The 19535-nt window shown below is 43.0% G+C and carries 16 protein-coding genes; 7 read left to right on the forward strand and 9 right to left on the reverse strand.

Annotation, left to right across the window (positions count from 1 at the left end; genetic code table 11):
- Positions 1 to 12 precede the first annotated feature (12 nt).
- The 4 genes from cysQ (at position 13) to AAC006_RS16195 (ending at position 4906) form a co-directional block, all read left to right on the forward strand.
- Positions 13 to 795, forward strand: coding sequence for a 3'(2'),5'-bisphosphate nucleotidase CysQ (gene cysQ, locus AAC006_RS16180; protein ID WP_041452969.1), 783 nt, complete (start codon positions 13 to 15; stop codon positions 793 to 795).
- A gap of 1 nt (position 796) precedes the next feature.
- Positions 797 to 2212: a sulfate adenylyltransferase subunit CysN gene (gene cysN, locus AAC006_RS16185; RefSeq protein ID WP_013784938.1), complete on the forward strand. Its 1416-nt coding sequence runs from the start codon at positions 797 to 799 to the stop codon at positions 2210 to 2212.
- Positions 2213 to 2231: 19 nt separating this feature from the next.
- Complete coding sequence (locus AAC006_RS16190) at positions 2232 to 3962, forward strand: SLC13 family permease (RefSeq protein WP_013784939.1); 1731 nt, start codon at positions 2232 to 2234, stop codon at positions 3960 to 3962.
- Positions 3963 to 4204: 242 nt separating this feature from the next.
- Entirely contained in the window at positions 4205 to 4906 is a 702-nt protein-coding gene (locus AAC006_RS16195; protein ID WP_013784940.1) for a YIP1 family protein, read from the forward strand.
- A 57-nt stretch (positions 4907 to 4963) separates the two neighbouring features.
- Here AAC006_RS16195 and AAC006_RS16200 read toward each other — a convergent pair whose 3' ends face one another.
- Positions 4964 to 5869 (reverse strand): DUF3025 domain-containing protein, encoded by a 906-nt coding sequence (locus AAC006_RS16200; protein ID WP_126871902.1) that lies wholly within the window; start codon positions 5867 to 5869, stop codon positions 4964 to 4966.
- A 69-nt stretch (positions 5870 to 5938) separates the two neighbouring features.
- On the opposite strand from AAC006_RS16200, the gene AAC006_RS16205 reads away from it, so the two are divergent.
- Positions 5939 to 7639 (forward strand): M28 family metallopeptidase, encoded by a 1701-nt coding sequence (locus tag AAC006_RS16205; RefSeq protein WP_339891887.1) that lies wholly within the window; start codon positions 5939 to 5941, stop codon positions 7637 to 7639.
- Positions 7640 to 7734: 95 nt separating this feature from the next.
- On the opposite strand, the gene AAC006_RS16210 is transcribed toward AAC006_RS16205, so the two are convergent.
- Positions 7735 to 8517: an RMD1 family protein gene (locus AAC006_RS16210; RefSeq protein ID WP_013784943.1), complete on the reverse strand. Its 783-nt coding sequence runs from the start codon at positions 8515 to 8517 to the stop codon at positions 7735 to 7737.
- A 391-nt stretch (positions 8518 to 8908) separates the two neighbouring features.
- Between AAC006_RS16210 and asnB the strand changes: the two genes are divergently transcribed.
- Positions 8909 to 10582: an asparagine synthase B gene (gene asnB / locus AAC006_RS16215; RefSeq protein WP_057793070.1), complete on the forward strand. Its 1674-nt coding sequence runs from the start codon at positions 8909 to 8911 to the stop codon at positions 10580 to 10582.
- Between the two features lie 117 nt (positions 10583 to 10699).
- Here the strand turns inward: asnB and AAC006_RS16220 are convergent, their stop codons facing one another.
- Together AAC006_RS16220 and queE are read right to left on the reverse strand one after the other, a co-directional pair.
- Complete coding sequence (locus AAC006_RS16220; RefSeq protein ID WP_288389597.1) at positions 10700 to 11560, reverse strand: amino acid ABC transporter substrate-binding protein; 861 nt, start codon at positions 11558 to 11560, stop codon at positions 10700 to 10702.
- A 31-nt stretch (positions 11561 to 11591) separates the two neighbouring features.
- Positions 11592 to 12242 (reverse strand): 7-carboxy-7-deazaguanine synthase QueE, encoded by a 651-nt coding sequence (queE, locus tag AAC006_RS16225; RefSeq protein ID WP_041452970.1) that lies wholly within the window; start codon positions 12240 to 12242, stop codon positions 11592 to 11594.
- Positions 12243 to 12359: 117 nt separating this feature from the next.
- On the opposite strand from queE, the gene queC reads away from it, so the two are divergent.
- Positions 12360 to 13016, forward strand: coding sequence for a 7-cyano-7-deazaguanine synthase QueC (gene queC / locus AAC006_RS16230; protein ID WP_013784947.1), 657 nt, complete (start codon positions 12360 to 12362; stop codon positions 13014 to 13016).
- A gap of 16 nt (positions 13017 to 13032) precedes the next feature.
- Here queC and AAC006_RS16235 read toward each other — a convergent pair whose 3' ends face one another.
- The 5 genes from AAC006_RS16235 to AAC006_RS16255 form a co-directional block, all read right to left on the reverse strand.
- On the reverse strand, positions 13033 to 13440 hold the full coding sequence (locus AAC006_RS16235; RefSeq protein ID WP_013784948.1) for a hypothetical protein: 408 nt from the start codon (positions 13438 to 13440) through the stop codon (positions 13033 to 13035).
- Entirely contained in the window at positions 13437 to 13853 is a 417-nt protein-coding gene (locus AAC006_RS16240) for a hypothetical protein (RefSeq protein ID WP_013784949.1), read from the reverse strand. Before AAC006_RS16240 ends, AAC006_RS16235 begins: the two co-directional genes overlap by 4 nt.
- Before the next feature lie 20 nt (positions 13854 to 13873).
- Positions 13874 to 14800 (reverse strand): LysR family transcriptional regulator, encoded by a 927-nt coding sequence (locus tag AAC006_RS16245; protein ID WP_129737265.1) that lies wholly within the window; start codon positions 14798 to 14800, stop codon positions 13874 to 13876.
- 169 nt (positions 14801 to 14969) lie between these two features.
- Entirely contained in the window at positions 14970 to 16985 is a 2016-nt protein-coding gene (gene uvrB / locus AAC006_RS16250) for an excinuclease ABC subunit UvrB (RefSeq protein ID WP_013784951.1), read from the reverse strand.
- Positions 16986 to 17013: 28 nt separating this feature from the next.
- Positions 17014 to 18303 (reverse strand): MATE family efflux transporter, encoded by a 1290-nt coding sequence (locus tag AAC006_RS16255; protein ID WP_083820195.1) that lies wholly within the window; start codon positions 18301 to 18303, stop codon positions 17014 to 17016.
- Between the last annotated feature and the right edge of the window lie 1232 nt (positions 18304 to 19535).

Consider the following 19535-nt stretch of genomic DNA (forward strand, 5'->3'; position numbering starts at 1 on the left):
CAGGCTAATACAATGACTAATACACTGGCACAAACCATTCTTCGCATTGCTAAAGAAGCAGGCGATAAGATAATGGCGATTTACGATAAAGATTTCGCTATTTACGAAAAACAAGATACCAGCCCGCTAACCGAAGCTGACTTAGCGGCGCACAACGTAATTGTTGATGCCCTTGGAAAAGAATCTGACCTTCCTATTTTATCTGAAGAGTCGGCAGACATTTCATGGGATGAGCGCAAACAATGGCAGTCTTATTGGCTTGTTGATCCGCTTGACGGCACGAAAGAATTCATTAAAAAGAATGGTGAATTCACCGTGAACATTGCGTTGATTGAAGACGGCAAACCTACCATGGGTGTGGTGTACGCACCGGCACTTAACAAAAGCTATGTAGGTATTGTGGGTGAAGGCGCATGGACTGAAGTAGACGGCGAATTTACTGCTATTTCTGCACGCAAGCACGATGGTGCTGAAGTATGGAAAATAGTAGGTAGCCGCTCTCACCAAAGCCCTGAAATTCAAAATTTACTGTCTCAACTAGAGGGTGAAACTGAATTAGTGGCCATGGGTAGTTCATTAAAGTTATGCCTAGTGGCTGAAGGTGAAGCTCACCTTTATCCTCGCTTAGGCCCAACTTCCGAATGGGACACAGGCGCAGCTCATGCTGTAGCCCTAGCCGCAGGTGCCAATGTGACTGTGCTAGACCCGAACGATCCGTTAAATGACAACGCCGACGCTCTTACTTACAACCAAAAAGAGTCTGTGTTAAACCCCTTTTTCCTTGTGAGCGCATAACATGAACAACGAAAACAATTTATTAAAGCAAGACATACTGTCTTACCTTGAGCAACACGAACAAAAAGACATGCTACGTTTCCTTACATGCGGAAGTGTAGATGACGGTAAAAGTACCCTAATCGGTCGCCTACTTCATGACTCAAAAATGATTTATGAAGACCAACTTGCTGCCATTACTAAAGACAGCAAAAAGTCAGGTACAACTGGCGAGAAAGTCGATTTAGCCTTATTGGTTGATGGCCTTCAGTCAGAACGTGAGCAAGGTATTACGATTGACGTAGCGTACCGCTACTTCTCTACTGATAAGCGTAAGTTTATTATTGCTGATACTCCAGGACATGAGCAGTACACACGTAACATGGTAACTGGCGCATCTACATGCGACCTTGCCATCATACTTGTTGACGCCCGTGGCGGTGTAAAAGTACAGACTAAGCGTCACTCATTCCTAGTATCTTTGTTAGGTATTAAGCACGTTATTGTTGCTATCAACAAAATGGACTTGATGGATTACTCTGAAGAAGTGTACAACCAGATCAAGCAAGACTATCTGAAGTTTTCAGAGCAATTGGATATTCCAGATATTCAATTCGTACCACTTTCTGCACTTGAAGGTGATAACGTAGTAAACGTGAGCGAACACACACCATGGTTCGATGGTATTCCGCTTATGCAGATGCTAGAGAACACAAAAATTGGTGAAGACGATAATCATGATGATTTCCGTTTCCCTGTTCAATACGTTAACCGCCCTAACCTAGATTTTCGTGGGTTTGCCGGTACGGTGGTATCTGGTCAAATTGAACCAGGCGACGAAGTAACTGCTCTTCCTTCTGGAAAAACGTCGAAAGTAAAATCGATTGTGACTTTTGAAGGCGACCAAGAGCGTGCTTATGTACCTCAAGCGGTTACCCTTACACTGGAAGATGAAATTGATATTTCACGTGGCGACATGATTGTTAAATCAGGTAACTTGCCACTACTTTCTACCCAATTTAAAACACATTTGGTATGGATGGACGAAGAGCCACTTATGCCAAACAAGCAGTTCTTGTTTAAGTTTGCGACCAAGTCAACGACAGGTGTTGTGTCTCATATCGATAACCAAATTGATGTGAACACCCTTGAAGAAAAAGACGCGATGCACCTTAACTTGAATGAAATTGGTGTGGTAGATGTGAAATTTACCCAAACCGTAGCGTGCGACCCGTACAAGCGTAATCGCCCTACTGGTTCTTTCATCGTTATTGATCGCATGACTAACAGTACTGTTGGTGCAGGTATGATCATTGATGAACTTGCTAAAGATGCACAACACGCTTCTCCAGACTTCTCAGAGTTTGAATTAGAGTTTAATGCACTAGTACGTAAGCACTTCCCTCATTGGAGCGCTGTGGACATTAGCAAGCTGTAAAAGCAGGACTGGAAAATATATGGATATTAACCAGTTTATCGTGCTGGCGATTTTCGCCAGCACGATTTTTGCGCTGATTTTTTCAAATCAGCGCCCGTCTACTGTTTTTTCAGGCGCCGTGTTATTACTATTGGTATCTCAGCAGTTGTCGCTTGACGACATTTTGCTGAACTTAACCAACAAAGGGTTAATAACCCTTGTCTTGCTACTGCTAGTCAGCAGTGCAATTGATAAAACTGCGTTAATAAAGCGTATTGGTAGAAAGCTAGTGAGTACGAGCTTCTCTAAATCATATTGGAAATTGTTTTCACTCACCTTCATTTCTTCAGCGCTATTAAACAATACGGCTATTGTGGCCAGCCTTATAGGCCCTATTAAGCAGAATCAATATCACCCTGCTTCGCGCTTACTTATTCCGCTTTCCTATGCCGCCATACTCGGTGGAACAGTCACCCTAATTGGTACCTCCACCAACTTAATTGTAGATAGTTTCTTGCAAGAGCATGGTCATCCTGGGTTTAACTTTTTTGACTTCACGCTATATGGGCTAGTAGCCGGTTTAAGCTGCGGCGTACTGATGTTTTTGCTTACACCATTACTACCTAATATTGCGAACAAGAATGACAACTACCAAGAGTACATGGTAGAAGCGAAAGTAAATTCGGGTTCAGAACTCATTGGCAAAACCGTTGAGCAAAACCACCTTCGTAACTTACCTGAATTATTTTTGGTTGAAGTGGTTCGTGACGGGAACCTTATTTCTCCCGTAGGCCCCGACCTAGTGATTGCTGAAAACGATAAACTTATCTTTACCGGCAATGTGCAAAAGCTTGATAACTTAAGCCACATAAAAGGGTTAACCACCTTTGCCGAAACCGATGGCATTTTGCGTGAAAGCTTAACCGAAGTGGTGGTAGCAAACCGCGCTCAAATTATTGGACAAACCATAAAAAACCTCGGTTTTAGGGCTTTGTTCGATTCAGCCGTAGTGGCTATTCGCCGTGATGGCGAGCAGCTATCAGGCAAGCTCGGTGAAATAAAACTTAAAGCAGGTGATTTCCTATTACTTGCCGCTGGCCCAGATTTCAATACGCGACAAAATTTAAGTAAGAACTTCTTTATATTGTCTGAGCAAAAAATCTCTCGCCCGCTTACCAACCGACAGGAATGGATAACCCTTGGCGGTTTCCTTACCGTTGTGACATTAGCCGCGGCAGATATTATTTCACTCGCAATCGGGCTGTTGTTTTTGGCGGCCGTATTGATTGGCTCAAAGGTAACGAACAACGGTGAGATGAAGCGTAATTTACCGCTGAACCTTATTATTGTTATTGTTGGAGCATTAAGCTTAGCCACCTCATTAGAGTCGTCGGGCGTTATTGCCATTTCTACTGCGCAATTGATTCCCTACTTAGCCGACACCAATTGGTTTATTGCGTTAATTGTAGTGTATTTTACTACCCTACTATTAACCGAATTTGTGACCAACAACGCAGCAGCGGCGCTCATGTTCCCCTTCGCATATGGGCTGGTTGAAATAATAGGCGCACCGCTTATGCCATTCGCCTTAGCGGTTGCCTTTGCGGCAAGTGCTAGCTTTATTTCGCCGTTTGGATATCAAACGAACTTATTGGTGTTTAATGCGGCTAATTATAAATTTAGCCACTTTATACGAATAGGGCTACCTATCTCGTTACTGTATAGCGCTATCGTGCTGTGTTTATTGAACTTAACGTATTTAAGTCAGTAACGATAAACCGCTATTACTAAGTAGTAGCTATCCAATAGATGACGTTATCAAAAGGCCAGTATGTAATACTGGCCTTTTTACGTTTTTGGCATTGCTGTAAGTACAGTTGAGTTTCTCAGCTAGGCTCTCGACACAAGTTTTTACTAAAAAGAGGTACAGTTCTTTAACCCGCTCCTGTACTTAGCCTTGGTATATCAGTAACCTAAACAAAACTAATATAATATTTTATCTCGGAGCAACGGATGCATTCGGTATCAAACCCCTTTCAAGCGTGTAATGATATATTTTTTCGGCCTAATGGCGTGTTTAAAGCCGTCGGTGAAAAAAACAACTGGAGTTGGTTCCCCTTTCTTATTGTTATGATGATCACGTTAGCGGCTCAATATCTATACGTTAACTTCGTTGATATCGAATGGTTTGCAAATATTAATATTGCAGCCCAAGATGCCATGAGTCCGGCAGAAGAAGACCAAATGCGCGCCTTTTTCACCAGAAACACCCTCATGCTTTCCCAATTAGTAGGCGCATTCTTTGCTCTTACTATCGTTAACGCTATTTTTGCTGTTTATTTGAATTTAACGACACGCAGTGATGACAGTCATGTTTTCGGCTTTACAGATTGGTATGGTTTTACCTGGTGGGTATCTATGCCTTACGTAGTAACAGGCCTTATCGCGGCGGCACTTATTATGTTTGCGGGCGATCATCAAATATCACCGGCAATACTTGCTCCACTGTCACTTTCTTACCTACTCGGTGTCGAAATGACATCACCATGGTTTGCATTTGCTCAAGCTATTCGTGTTGAGTTGTTTTGGACTATCTACCTCACTATGGTAGGCATTACCCAATGGACCTCATTCTCTACGAAAAAGGCGGCAATTATTGCTTCTGCGCCATACGTCGTGATTTACGGTATTTGGGGGGTGTTCGCGCTTATCTAGTATGCTATACCACTTGCAACGCGCTTCTTACACCTAAGCTTGGTGTAAGAAGTGAGTTCAAACCGTCGTTATGTCGAAAAGCGGTAGCTGAATAGACGGTTTCGCTCCCGCCCTAATAGGCCTAAAGTACTCGCTATTGTTATAAAAAGCTTCATCTTGGTTTTCGTACCACCCTGGTATGCCAAGCAAAGGAATAGGTTTTAGTAGCGGAGATTTGTTAAACGCATCAAGCTCAGTGATACGTTTTACCAATGATTTGTCTACCTCTTGGCGCTGTTCCCATTTATTCATCTCGCTAAACCCTTTAGGCACACTCACTGCCAACCACTTCCCCGTAAGCCCGATAAAAGGCGAGAGCATCATCTCAAGGTTTGCATGCCCAAAAATAAAGGGGGTCATGTGGGTTCCCCACTCATGTCTATGGATAACAAAGCTATCCTGCCATTGATGTTGGGCTAACGTATTCAGCAACATGTTTGATTTACTCGCGTCGCCTTCCTCAAGCGCCAGTACTACGCCACATTCGTCAAAATGCGTAATGCGGTTTCGTCGCTCGGTTCTTGGGTGTGTGCCATGGTGCGCAATATCTTGCATGTGTAGCGCATTCAGTAACGCTTTTGTCGCGGGAAATTGGATCCAGATAAGGGCATTGAACAAATCATGCCAGCTATTTTCCCGCGTAGGTACGCAGTTGTCGCACGCGATAATTTCTTCATAGTAACGGCTGTCATTTTCTGTACTTTTGTCACAACTGTTGGCCGTTCTCTTATCAAGCTCTCCTTGCGCTATAAACGCAGGACCCTGCCATTGCGGTTGAAACGCTTCACGCAAAAGGTTAAGTCTTGCAGCACTAGGAAAATCAGTGTCGTCTAACAACATGAATTCTTTCAACAGCGTATGTACTGGTAAAGACGCATTATCTTGAATATGGTGTTTACACCAAGGAGTAACAGGTATTGGCATACTTAATATTGGTTCGTCTTAAGGTTTTCTCTATACTGGTCGGTATTGTAGAGCAAACAGAGACTAACAATGAAAAAAATGTTTTTGCCCTTGCTGGTAACTGCCGTATCAGTGGTAAGTGCTTGCAGCCCCAATAACGCGCCTGAAAAAGACACGACGCAGCCTGAAACTCAAACCCAAACTCAAACTCAAACTCAAACTCAAAAAAAGCATATCGCGACTAACTTCGACGCAGTTTACGCCAACATTTCAGATGCAGATATTCGAGAACCATTAAAAATACTGTCATCTGATGAATTTGAAGGTCGTTTGCCCACCACCATTGGTGAAACAAAAACACTGGATTATCTCACTCGGGAGTTTGAAAAGGCGGGATTGTCACCGGGTAATGGCGACAGCTACCTTCAAGAAGTGGCGTTAATGGAAATTACCGCTAACCCTGAAATGACCATGACAATTGGTGATAATAGCTTTGCGTATAAAGATGACATGGTTGCTTCATCTAAGCGTGAGCAAGAAACCGTTTCACTTGAAAACTCAGAACTGGTATTTGTTGGCTACGGCGTTAACGCTCCCGAATACGACTGGAACGATTATGAAGGCTTAGATGTTACTGGCAAAACCGTCGTGATATTGGTGAATGACCCAGGTTTCGAAAACCCTGAAAGTGGGAAGTTTCAAGGCACAACGATGACCTACTATGGTCGCTGGAGTTACAAATACGAAGAAGCTAGCCGCCAAGGTGCTGCCGGCGCACTCATTGTTCACGAAACGGCTCCGGCCTCTTACGGCTGGTCAGTAGTGGCGAATAGCTGGAGTGGCCCTCAGTATGGGCTAGTATCTAAGGACAAAGGCGCTAGCCGCGTTGCCATTGAAGGTTGGCTAACCTTAAGTGCCGCAGAAAAAGTATTTGCTGACGCAGGTTTTAATTTTCAAGACGAAAAGAATCAAGCCAAGCTTGGGCCTTATCATAAAGCGATGGATATCAATGCTTCGGTAACCGTGCAAAATACATTTAAGAAATCTAAAAGCCACAATGTTATTGCCACACTACCTGGCTCAGAACTACCCAACGAGCATGTTATTTACACCGCGCACTGGGATCATCTAGGAAAAGATGAATCTAAAGAAGGCGACAATATCTACAATGGTGCACATGATAACGCTACAGGCAGTGCTGCTATTTTAGCGATGGCAAAAGCCTACGCCAACTTAGATATTGCGCCGAAGCGTTCTGTATCGTTTTTAGTAGTCACGGCTGAGGAACAAGGTTTACTAGGCAGTAAATACTACGCAGATAACGCCGTCATTCCACTGGAAGATACGGTGGCCAATATCAATATGGATGCCATGAACGTGTTAGGTAAAACCAAGAACGTCGCCGTGGTAGGCATGGGAAAGTCAGATTTAGAAGATTACCTTAAAACTGCAGCTGATAAACAAGGCAGAACGTTAACGCAGGAAGATCGTCCTGAAGCTGGCTACTATTATCGTTCCGATCACTTCAGCTTTGCGAAAAAAGGCGTGCCTGCCCTGTATGCAGAAGGTGGTAATGAGCCGGCTGACGAAACAACGGCTAAATACCGTAAACGCATGAATGTGATTGTAACGGGCTGTTATCACCAAGTATGTGACCAATACCGTGACGATTGGGATTTAAGCGGCATTGTGCAAGACACACAGCTATTGTTTGATGTAGGTTTTAACGTTGCTAACGCCGAGCAGTGGCCAGCCTGGAAAGAAACCAGTGAGTTTCAACGTAAAAATTGAGTTTTAACCTCAGTTAACACTAGCGTTTAATAAAAAAAGCCCTGTAGATACAGGGCTTTTTTATTGCTAATACAACACGCTTTAAATAGTGCGTCTTACATGAACAACCCTTTGAGTTCTTCAGCGCCAAACGTCGCTATTTCAAACGCAATCAAGATTATAATTATCCATTCCAAAAACGATGAATGTTTATGATTTAGCTCTTCAGCTAACATCTCGAACAACTCATGAATAACATTCAGCTTGTTCGAAAGCACATCTACCCTGGGGCGGATATCTAAGTATCGCGCCGTGGCATTATAAGCATGTTCATATTCTGGGTATTCCCAAAAGAACTCTGGTGTATCAAGCAACCCATAATGCAAAAAGATGTCGCTCTTTGTGCTAAACAAATGCCCGCGGATTTTCGCCAACGCGGGTCGACGTAACGTTATCTTGCCCGTTTCGGCCAACGCTTTTGGTAAATACGCATAGCGTGTAATAGTATCTTGCGCTTTATGCTCGTATTCATTGAGTTTTATTGACTGCGCTAATCCGTGGCTGATTGATAGCCGAAGTAATGGATCGTCAATCGAGAGCGTAATTAAGTCCCGTTGCAACCTAAGTACATCACTAGTAAATGCAAATTGCAGATGCTCTTGATGAATACCAGACAACAACTTAGGACTAACCTGCAACCTATTTAGCAAGGCTACACGCTCCTCTTCTACGACACCCCAAAAAACCACCACGCCATACTCAAAAAGCCAAGCTTCACCGCCTGTCACTTCAATGTGCATGGCATCACGATAGCGTGAACCCTGAACACTCGCGTCCATTTGAAGGCTATCTACATCAGGAATAACATATACCGAAACTCGGTCGTTTGAAAATTGCATACCCTTTACCAGGTGTTGAAAAAACCGGCAGATTATGCGCCCAAAGAACGCAAAGAGATACAAATATAAAAACTATAAAATCAAAGAGATATAAAATAAATTTTGATATAAACACAGGAGGTGAAACTTGTATACTGCCTAGTATTTGTGCGACATCTTAGTTAATGACACTAACAGCAGCGATGCTTTCACTAAAGAACATCGTGTTTTGGAATAATAATTTCCATTTTCTCATCATATTGTACTTGCAATTTCCTGTCAGACTGGCACATTCAAGGCATGCGAAAGCGCGATTAAAAAAAACAACAATACCTTCGCCAACTCGTTCGCGAGTACCCGACAGAAAAAACCTCAATTATTTTTCAACAAGTGAACAGAGAGAATCCGTTTTATGTGTGGTATTTTCGGTATCCTTGATATCAAAACCGATGTGTCTGAACTCAGAACCCAAGCCCTCGAATTAACAAAATTATTGCGCCACCGTGGCCCTGACTGGTCGGGAATCTGGAATAATGACAATACCATTCTTTGTCACGAAAGATTGGCTATTGTTGATGTGGACACCGGCGCTCAGCCGCTTATCAGCCAAAATGGCAAACAAGTTTTAGCCGTCAATGGCGAAATTTATAATCACAAGCAACTTGCTGACGATTTAGCAGAACCTTATCCATTTAAAACTCGCTCAGATTGCGAAGTTATTCTTCCACTTTTTCAACAAAAAGGTGTGAGTTTTGTTGATGAATTAGAAGGCATGTTCTCGTTTGTGCTTTATGACGATGAACAAGATGCTTATCTAATTGCTCGTGACCACATGGGTATTATTCCTCTATACACAGGTTACGATGAGCATGGCAACTTCTACGTTGCTTCAGAAATGAAAGCTTTGGCGCCTATTTGTAAAACCATCAGCGAATTTCCTCCTGGGCATTATCTATGGAGTAAAGACGGTCAGATCACCAAGTACTACAAACGTGATTGGATGGAATACGATGCAGTAAAAGACAACACCACTAACCTTGACGATTTACGTGTAGCGTTTGAAAAATCAGTGAAATCTCACATGATGTCTGACGTACCTTATGCGGTATTGTTATCGGGTGGTCTTGACTCATCATTAGTCTCTGCGATTGCGGCAAAATATGTTGCTAAACGTGTTGAAGACGAAGATAAAACAGAAGCATGGTGGCCTCGCCTACATAGCTTCGCGGTAGGCCTTGAAGGTGCACCCGATTTGAAAGCTGCGAAGAAAGTGGCTGATATGATTGGTACGGTACACCACGAAATTCACTTCACCATACAAGAAGGCCTTGATGCCATTCGTGACGTGATTTTCCACCTAGAAACTTATGACACCACCACCATTCGTGCGGCAACGCCAATGTATTTAATGACCCGTAAGATTAAAGCCATGGGCATTAAAATGGTATTGTCTGGTGAAGGCGCCGATGAAATTTTTGGTGGGTACTTGTACTTCCACAAAGCACCAAATGCGAAAGAATTCCACGAAGAAACAGTACGTAAACTAGATCGTCTTCACTTGTTCGATTGTGCTCGTGCGAACAAGGCAACTTCAGCATGGGGTGTTGAAGCCCGTGTTCCATTCCTAGATAAAAACTTTATCGACGTGGCCATGCGCTTAAACCCACAAGATAAAATGTGTCTTGATGGTAAAATGGAAAAATGGATTTTACGTAAAGCGTTCGACAACGGCGATACTCTGCCTGCTGAAGTGCTATGGCGTCAAAAAGAACAGTTCGGTGATGGCGTAGGCTATTCTTGGATTGATTCTATCCGTGATTTCGTTGAGAACGAAGTATCTGACCAACAATTTGCTTCTGCTGAGTTCCGCTTCCCAGTGAACACACCAGATACCAAAGAAGGTTACTACTACCGTACTATCTTCGAAGGTTACTTCCCGCAAGAAAGCGCTGCCCGTTGTGTACCTAGTGGCAAATCTATTGCCTGTAGTACGGTTGAAGCGCTTGAGTGGGATGAAAGCTTTAAGAACAATGCCGATCCTTCAGGTCGTTCAATGAAAGACGTGCATTCAGGTGCCTCTGACTAATTCTAGTCACCTGAACTTTTAAATAAAAAACGCGGCTCTTGCCGCGTTTTTTTATGAGTTATATGTATGTTCTATAAGGGCTGTAGATAAAATCTAGAGCGAATTGTAAGCCCTACTTTACTGTTCAATTACGTACCAAAGCCGCTCGTCGGCTAACGGTGTTTCAGGCGGTAATAAGGGGTTATCAAGCGTATAGATTCGTCTGTTTTTGATGTCTAACTCTTCTAAAATTGCTTCATTCGAAGATTTAAATAACGCTTCAAAAGAGCCGTCCTCAATTGCACGATTCAATCCTGTTTCAATTAGGCGTGCTAACGTTGGGTTACTCTTATTAACGAAATAGTACATGGCAGTTGGGTAATAAACTGCCATATCGGGCTCTAATTTAAGTGATGCCGATCGCCCTTCAAGTTCAGCTGATACCTCAATAACCGAGCGAGGAAAGAAATCCCCTTTGTTTTGAAGCAATAACGAATAGGCATCTTTGAAATTCGGCACTGTGGCAACATTAAAGCCATTAGCTTGTAGTATTTTAGTGTCTGGCCATTCTTCACCTTGTAATGGTGTGAAGTTCATTAATTCATTTTTTGATGAAACCCGTGCAAACTCCGCTTCCCTGTCTACATTGATAACAAATACCCGAAGACCAATGAGTCCTTTCGCAATGGGAATTCGAATAGGGAGAAGGTCTTTTTCACGTTGGCTGTCCGTCATGCTCCACACCACGTTCACTTCACGATTTTCACGCAGTTGTCGCAATGCCTTTGAAGACAAAAGAATGCGATCTGATGGTAATAACTCGTAATTTACACCCGTTTTATCAAGGGCCAGTTTAAGCAAAGCAATGGGGTATTCGGCGCGAGCGTCAGAGTCATCTAGCGGTTTAGGGTAGTTAATTGTCCACAATGCCGCGGCACTTTGTGTTGCTACAAGCAACGAACACAAAAGCAGTGCCGTTTTTACATACTTCAACGCCATTATCGAACTCCTTTGCTCACGCTTATGTAATTTATTCTATACCAATATATTTATGTGTTTGTAAGGATAGTCGCCAATTACGGGCTATGCAGGTTTGTACTGCAAGTTCGGTCGCCCTTGGTTGCTGACTTATCGGCTGTAAACAAACCTGCTTACCTGCTAACGAAGAGACATCGGCTAGCAGCGCATCTAACTCATCAATGTGTTTTTGCATGGCAATAGGGTGTTTTATTTCATTCGCGCGCTCAAGGGCACTCAGCAAAACTGGCATGCCCCCTTTCATATTAATTTTAGGTGATACCGTCACATAAGTTCTATCATCACACAACACTTCATAAGTACCGCTGGTTTCTATTTGAGTAGAAAAGCCATTGTTGTGTAGCAACGTGGTAAGTGGGCGCAAGTCATACATACAAGGCTCACCGCCGGTGATAACCACATGCTTTGCCACATAACCTTGTTCAGAAAATAGCGACAATAGCTTGTTTTCATCAATTTCAAAAAAGTGCTCAGACTCGTTGGTCTTATCAATAACTTGTTGTGCCGTGGTTACCAAGGCGTTATCCAGCGTCCAAGTATGTTTGGTATCGCACCATGGGCAACCCACAGGACATCCTTGTAAGCGAACAAAGATAGACGGGATACCAGTATGTGCCCCTTCCCCTTGGATGGTTTCGAACATTTCATTGATGTTCAGCGTGATTAATTTCGACAAAATGTCACCCTTTAACGATTGTATGTTTCGATTTTACCAAGGATCACATAAAATTCGGGCATAATTTCTCAAAACTTTAAAACTATGTCAGAAAACGTTGTTGTTATCTATTCAGGTGGAATGGACTCATTCACTGTTTTACACAAAGCCTTACGTGATGGTAAGACCGTTCACGCCCTTTCTTTTGATTATGGTCAGCGCCATAAGAAAGAATTAGATTATGCGGCAGCAGTGTGTAAATCGTTAAACGTGCCCCACAAAATTGTGGATATCAGTGCTATTAATAGCTTAATAGGTGGCTCATCGCTAACCTCTGATATCGATGTACCAGAAGGGCATTACGAAGAACCTAGCATGAAGCAAACGGTCGTGCCTAATCGTAATATGATTTTGCTGTCGTTAGCCGTGGGCTATGCCGTAAGTTTAGAAGCAAACGAAGTGTATTATGGCGCGCATTCGGGCGATCATGCTATTTACCCAGACTGCCGTCCTGAGTTTGTGGAAAAGATGAGTGATGTTTGTCGCATTGCCAACTACACCCCGGTAGAGATTGTGACGCCTTATATTAAAGACAGCAAAACAGCGATTTTAACCGACGGGTTGAAAATGGGCTTAGACTACGGCGAAACGTGGACGTGTTATAACGGAAGAGAGAAAGCTTGCGGCAAATGCGGGGCCTGTGAAGAGCGCTTAGAGGCGTTCAGAGAGAATCACTGCACTGACCCACTTAGCTACGAATAATCGATTTGGCGCCTACTCAGGCGCCTTTTAGCTTATTCACCGTTACGCGAAGTGAGTGGCTTATGGCCACTGAAATAAAAGCACTACACCCCAGTGCACCACCAATTCCATCTAGCAATGGCAGCAACACCATAAAAATGACGGCAAAACATAACGACGAAATAGTTAGCAAGTAATACGAAAAACGATGTGGTGCGCTCATACCTACAAAACTACCTCCGAAAAACACCGTGGCCCAAAATTCAGCCGCATCGGGTGAACGAGTTTCACTTATTAGTACGCTGTGAATAAGTAGCACTGAAAAGTAAAATACAATAGTGAGTAAACTGGACGCTCGAATTACATTAAACCTTGGCAGCTTGGCTAACCGGTAAGTGGTGAACGCGCCGGCAAGGGTAGTGATAACAACTAATAATTCCGTCAAAACAACGCCCTTAGAAAAATAAGGCTACTGACTGCGGTAAATGCAATAGCCCCTAGCCGACCACCAAAACCTTCGAAAATATTGCGCGTTAGGGTATAGACGCCAGCCCCTACCACAGAAATAAATAATAGCGCTTCCCACCCCGTGATAATTGCACTTGAACACATACCAGCGAAAGCGCCAGCATAAATAGCGGCTTGAGGGTGATTGCCATACTTTTTAGGCCAATGCCAAAAACTGCCTACTAAACCCGTAAAAGCAGCGGCCAACACTACTGGTACATCAAAATAATGATGCAGTGAAAAGCATAAATACGTTCCGAAAAAGAACGACACTAATTTAACTAAGAAGAAGATAAACCATTCCTTTTTGGTTGAAACGAAAAACGCCCTGTTTTCACAAGGCGTTTTCATACTTAATTTGCGTACCTAACCTACTTTTGACTTTCAGCTATGAAGTAAGTGAGCTCTTTGATGCAGTGTCGTAAAACTGGGTTCAATCGTGTGTTCTTGCCATTCATTACAAATAGATCGTGGCTAAAGTTATACAAGCTGCCATTGGCGATAGGCACCAGCCCTAGCGCTGCGCCCTGCTCTTTTGCCATGTAGTCAGGTAATAAACCAATATACTCACCCGTCATGATGGCAGACATTGCAGCGTCGAAGGAGTCTGAAAAGGTTTGAATAGCAAGACGAGACTCATTATCGATGTAGTTTGCTGAAGATAAACCAGAGATACCAATCGCCGGATAGTCTTCAATTTTAATATTTTCAGGCAATGCAGTATCACGATATTTGGCTAACGGGTGTGTAGGTGAACAATATAAACGTCCATCTGTGGTGATCCCGATAGGATGAAAAGTCACAGATTCGGGTTTTACCATATCATAGGTCGATACCACCAAATGACATTCACCGGATAAGGCAACATGCTCTACTTCATTGTATAAACGTGTTTGGATATTAACGTGGATATCATCAAATTTCTTCATTGTGCTTTTAACGGCTTTACTCACCGCTAAATGCATAGAAAGCGGCAGACCAGCCATAAGCACTAGCGTAATGTGACCTGAGTAGTCATCGTGCAATGATTTCAAATTAAATACAAAATTATCGAAGGCGTTAAAAATACGCTTGGTTTCTTGGAAAACCACTTCGCCTTCTTTTGTCATCTGAAAGCCACCACGACCGCGGTGGCATAATACCAAATCTAAACGTTCTTCAAGCTTCTTAATTGCAGCACTGATATTTGGACGTTGCATGCGCAACACAGGTTCTGCAGCAGTAAAACCATTACAACTTGCTACCGCATAAAACACACGTAACAATTTGATATCCGACTCTTGAAGACGATTTAGCATAAAGGCACCATTATAGGTATAGTTATAGATACTTAAGTATCAACTATATGCAACTGGCGCCTCGATTACAACGACAATTTAAGGTGAATCTCTGCGATAAACATACTGTTATATGCGATTAAACAAAATTAACGTGATTATTTTCTAAGCAGAATCACCAACGAGTTCATTACGACAACGCAACGACCTGCTTTCTTAGAGCCTCTACGTCGTCTCTTAACGACGCAGCTTTTTCAAACTCAAGCTCTCTGGCATATTCAAACATCTGCTTTTCAAGCTCGGCTATTTGATCCATTAACTCAGTCGCACTTGCCGCCTTCTTCTGTTTCTTCTTCTCTTCTACTTTGCGAAGCCTTACTTTACCGGACGCTGGATGAGCCCCTTCACCCAAATCCATAATATCGGTAATTGGCTTATTCAAGCGCATCGGCGTGATGTTATTCGCTTTATTATGTTCAATCTGTTTTTCACGGCGACGCTCAGTTTCGTCCATGGCTTTTTTCATCGACTTAGTAATTTTATCGCCATATAAAATGGCGCGACCGTTGATGTGACGTGCCGCTCTACCAATCGTTTGAATTAGCGAGCGCTCTGCGCGCAAAAAGCCTTCTTTATCGGCATCAAGAATTGCTACCAGTGAAACTTCAGGCATATCTAAGCCTTCACGAAGCAGGTTAATCCCTACCAGCACATCGAACTTACCAATACGTAAGTCACGAATAATCTCAATGCGTTCTACCGTGTCGATATCTGAATGCAAATACCGTACTTTAACGCCATGCTCATTTAAGTATTCACTTAAATCTTCGGCCATTCGCTTAGTGAGCGTAGTAATAAGTACCCTTTCATCAAGCGCCACTCGTTTGTGAATTTCCGATAATACGTCGTCAACTTGGGTAGCGACGGGGCGCACTTCAATGATGGGATCTAACAGCCCTGTGGGGCGCACCACTTGCTCTACAATGTCGCCATGGGTCTTTTTAAGTTCATACTCACCAGGAGTAGCCGATACGTATACCGTTTGTGGGCAAATTTGCTCAAATTCTTCAAATTTCAGTGGGCGATTGTCAAGCGCTGAAGGTAAACGGAACCCGTATTCCACCAAGGTTTCTTTTCTAGAGCGATCGCCTTTGTACATGGCACCAATTTGAGAAACCGTTACATGGGATTCATCAATGAACATGAGGCCATCCGCAGGAAAGTAATCTAATAACGTTGGGGGCGGCTCGCCAGGCGCTCGGCCAGAGAGATAACGTGAGTAGTTTTCTATGCCCGAGCAATACCCAAGCTCCATCATCATCTCAATATCAAATTGAGTACGCTGAGAAATTCGCTGCTCTTCTATTAGTTTGTTAATTTCTAGCAGCTGCGCCTTTCTAGACTTCAATTCCCCTTTTATGTGCTCGATGGCATCAAGGATTTTTTCTCTTGGGGTTACATAATGGGTTTTCGGAAACACCGTTGCCCGTACAACCGATTTGTCGACTGCGCCTGTCAGCGGATCGAACAAACTAATTTTATCAATTTCATCATCAAACAGCTCAACACGCACCGCTTGTTTCTCTGAGTCCGCAGGGAATATGTCAATCACATCGCCACGCACACGGAATGTCCCCCGCTCGAAGGCTAAATCGTTACGCTTGTATTGAAGCTCGGCAAGTCTGCGCAAAATATCTCGCTGATCCATAGTATCGCCCTGTCGCAAATGCAAAAGCATTTTCATGTACGACTCGGGGTCACCCAAACCATAAATAGCCGAAACACTGGCTACAATCACAACATCTCGGCGTTCCATCAATGCCTTTGTTGCAGACAAACGCATTTGCTCGATATGATCGTTTATCGATGCATCTTTCTCAATAAACGTATCGGTACTTGGTACGTATGCTTCTGGTTGGTAGTAATCGTAATAAGAAACAAAATATTCAACCGCATTGTTAGGGAAAAAATCTTTCATTTCCCCGTATAACTGTGCCGCCAAGGTTTTGTTATGCGCCAGAATGAGCGTTGGTCTTTGAACTTCGCTAATAACATTCGCCATGGTAAAAGTTTTACCAGAACCGGTAACACCTAATAGGGTTTGCGCTGCTAAGCCACTTTCTAGGCCATCCACCAAGGTTTCTATGGCAGCGGGTTGATCGCCCGCTGGCTTGTAGCTTGAATGAAGTTCAAAACCTTTACTCATTTATTAAATACCTTATTTACCTTGCCACCTAGGTAGCATGTTGTTCCTGTTTAAATACCGAGAGCGTATTTTTAAATACAACAAAAGACACGGTCGCCATGGCAATGTTTGCCACTACCGTTCCCCAATACAATCCGGTTAAACCGAAAAAGTAACTTCCCGCGATACTTATTGGCACAAAAAATACAAACAATCTGATAACACTCAATGCCAATGCACTCAAAGGGTGGTGCATCGCATTTAACGAAGAATTCGTCAAAATAATAATACCCTGCATGCCATACCCTAAAGGCACTATCATTAAAAACAGTTGAATGAGTCGGCTCACCTCCGGCTCGCTGGTGAAGGCAACAGCAATCCAGCCGGAACACACCCACATAACAACAAATACGAACAACTGCCAGAAAAGCACAAATTTTAACGACACCATATAAGCGCTATGCACTCTATCAAATCTATTTGCACCCACGTTTTGGCTAATAAATGGCGGTAAAGTCATAGAAAGAGCAAGTACCACAATACTGGCAATAGACTCCATTCTGCTTCCTACTCCCCAAGCTGCTACCGCTTCGGCACCATAACTGGCCACCACTGCGGTCATTACACCACCAGCTATCGGCGTAAGCATATTAGCCCCAGCCGCCGGCAAGCCTATTTTTAATATATCCCCGCTTATTGCCTTTAGTTCTAGCAATGAAAGAAGTCGGGGCAGAATAAGGTTTCGTTTAACCGCCAGTAAATAAAGTATCCACACTGCACCCACCATCCACGCTAATAACGTAGCAAGGGCAGCGCCTTTGATGCCCATTGCGGGAACCGGACCTGCACCGAAAATAAACAAGGGGTCGAGCAATGCATTTAAGCCCCCTACGGTTGCCATAACAATACTTGGGGTACGCGTGTCGCCACAGGCCCTTAGTACACTGTTTCCCACCATAGGCAATGAAAGGAAAATACTCGACGCGTACCACAAGGACATATAATCCCTTATATAGGGTAATAATGTTGGCGAGGCGTTTAGCAAAGTAAAAATGGGTTCAATGGTGAAGTAACCAATTAACGCCAGCGTACCCACTAATAGGGTAGAAAGCATCAGCGAACCAGTCGCGTAATTCTTCGACTCACTTAATTCTCTACTGCCTTGCAGCTTGCCAATAATAGCCGACGTACCGATGCCTAACCCAATATTTAAACTAATAACGGTAAAGGTGACGGGAAAAGTAAAGCTAATGGCAGCGAGAGGCTCAGTGCCGAGTAAACTGACAAAGAAGGTATCGATTAACCCGAAACTCATCATCATGACCATGCCCAGTATCATAGGTATTGTCATGCGTTTTAGGGTAGAAGGAATATCACCGTTTAAAAGATTCGCTGCTCGGCTCGGGGACTCGTCTGTTTTCACAAACCCTCTCAATAGTTGATTGGTAGAAATAACTGGCGCTAATAAATACTGACTATCGTATATAACTAAACTTGCCTCACAACAAGATGCTGACAGTAGTCTATGTGAGACTGACCACATTGGCTATGTTAAATCGACCAAGCTAGGTTTGGGCTTGGTCAGGTGTCGGTTTTGCCACCTGAGCATCTTTTAAATTAATACTAATGGCTAATTTACACGTTTTAGGCAGACATTGGCGCAGATGTCGTTGAACACACTTTTTTGCTAGCTAATGTTAGAAGCCTTGTCAGGTTAGTTTATAAATTAAGCCAATTTACTGTAATGACAATTTCATTACGGCTAGATTGCGCTTTTAAGACAGTCGTTCGGTCGATTAACCCTAGGTTGCCTTAAGAACTATGCCGAACAAAATGTAAAATTTATGTAAACCTTTCATTTCTGACTGTTATATCGTTGAAAAAGTAACTGATAGTCGACGAATTAACACACAAGATATTTTTTGTCCAACAGATCTATTAAGATCTTAACAAGAGATCTAGCGTTAACACATAAGTTATTGAAATGATTTTAATTTTAGTGCTAACGGGCATATGAAGTTAACGATCATGACCACGATGATCTTACCAATTTATCCTCAAGTTAATAACTATCAACATAGTTATCCACAGAATTAGTGGATAAGTAGCTCTACCCCAGCAATTACGCCCTATGCTGGGTAACCCCTTCCTAATTATGTAAGTGAAGACTAACCTTGAGATACTAAGCCGTAGGTTACATATTTATTAAACACTGTACACAATACCAGTATACAAAACATTTTTTATTCTATTTTATTATATAGGTTTCGTATTTTGCTACTCCAAAAAACGAGTCGCTGTTCGTTAATATTCACTCCTTCGATAATACAGTTAAATACGGCGATACGAATACTCGCTCAGTAATTAAGCATCACTTTCTTGGTTTTGGTGCAAACTTGAGCACAAAACCCCTGAAAAGCTATTTTTTGACCACTTAGCATAAAAAATTGATTAAGGTTGTTGACAGAAACCCAGATGCTCTTTAATATTCCGCCCCGTTGAAAAGCAGGTCCCCTTTAGCTCAGTTGGTTAGAGCGACGGACTGTTAATCCGCAGGTCCCCCGTTCGAAT

It is taken from the genome of uncultured Alteromonas sp., assembly GCF_963976965.1.
GTDB classification, from domain to species: Bacteria; Pseudomonadota; Gammaproteobacteria; order Enterobacterales; family Alteromonadaceae; genus Alteromonas; species Alteromonas naphthalenivorans.

Excerpts from the sequence above, each read along its gene's own strand:
- uvrB (WP_013784951.1), bottom strand. The coding sequence starts at position 16,985 with ATGAGTAAAGGTTTTGAACTTCATTCAAGCTACAAGCCAGCGGGCGAT.
- AAC006_RS16190 (WP_013784939.1), top strand. The coding sequence starts at position 2,232 with ATGGATATTAACCAGTTTATCGTGCTGGCGATTTTCGCCAGCACGATT.
- AAC006_RS16205 (WP_339891887.1), top strand. The coding sequence starts at position 5,939 with ATGAAAAAAATGTTTTTGCCCTTGCTGGTAACTGCCGTATCAGTGGTA.
- AAC006_RS16245 (WP_129737265.1), bottom strand. The coding sequence starts at position 14,800 with ATGCTAAATCGTCTTCAAGAGTCGGATATCAAATTGTTACGTGTGTTT.
- AAC006_RS16195 (WP_013784940.1), top strand. The coding sequence starts at position 4,205 with ATGCATTCGGTATCAAACCCCTTTCAAGCGTGTAATGATATATTTTTT.
- queC (WP_013784947.1), top strand. The coding sequence starts at position 12,360 with ATGTCAGAAAACGTTGTTGTTATCTATTCAGGTGGAATGGACTCATTC.
- AAC006_RS16220 (WP_288389597.1), bottom strand. The coding sequence starts at position 11,560 with ATGGCGTTGAAGTATGTAAAAACGGCACTGCTTTTGTGTTCGTTGCTT.
- AAC006_RS16210 (WP_013784943.1), bottom strand. The coding sequence starts at position 8,517 with ATGCAATTTTCAAACGACCGAGTTTCGGTATATGTTATTCCTGATGTA.
- cysQ (WP_041452969.1), top strand. The coding sequence starts at position 13 with ATGACTAATACACTGGCACAAACCATTCTTCGCATTGCTAAAGAAGCA.
- AAC006_RS16240 (WP_013784949.1), bottom strand. The coding sequence starts at position 13,853 with ATGAAAACGCCTTGTGAAAACAGGGCGTTTTTCGTTTCAACCAAAAAG.
- queE (WP_041452970.1), bottom strand. The coding sequence starts at position 12,242 with ATGTTCGAAACCATCCAAGGGGAAGGGGCACATACTGGTATCCCGTCT.
- AAC006_RS16255 (WP_083820195.1), bottom strand. The coding sequence starts at position 18,303 with ATGATACTGGGCATGGTCATGATGATGAGTTTCGGGTTAATCGATACC.
- asnB (WP_057793070.1), top strand. The coding sequence starts at position 8,909 with ATGTGTGGTATTTTCGGTATCCTTGATATCAAAACCGATGTGTCTGAA.
- AAC006_RS16200 (WP_126871902.1), bottom strand. The coding sequence starts at position 5,869 with ATGCCAATACCTGTTACTCCTTGGTGTAAACACCATATTCAAGATAAT.
- cysN (WP_013784938.1), top strand. The coding sequence starts at position 797 with ATGAACAACGAAAACAATTTATTAAAGCAAGACATACTGTCTTACCTT.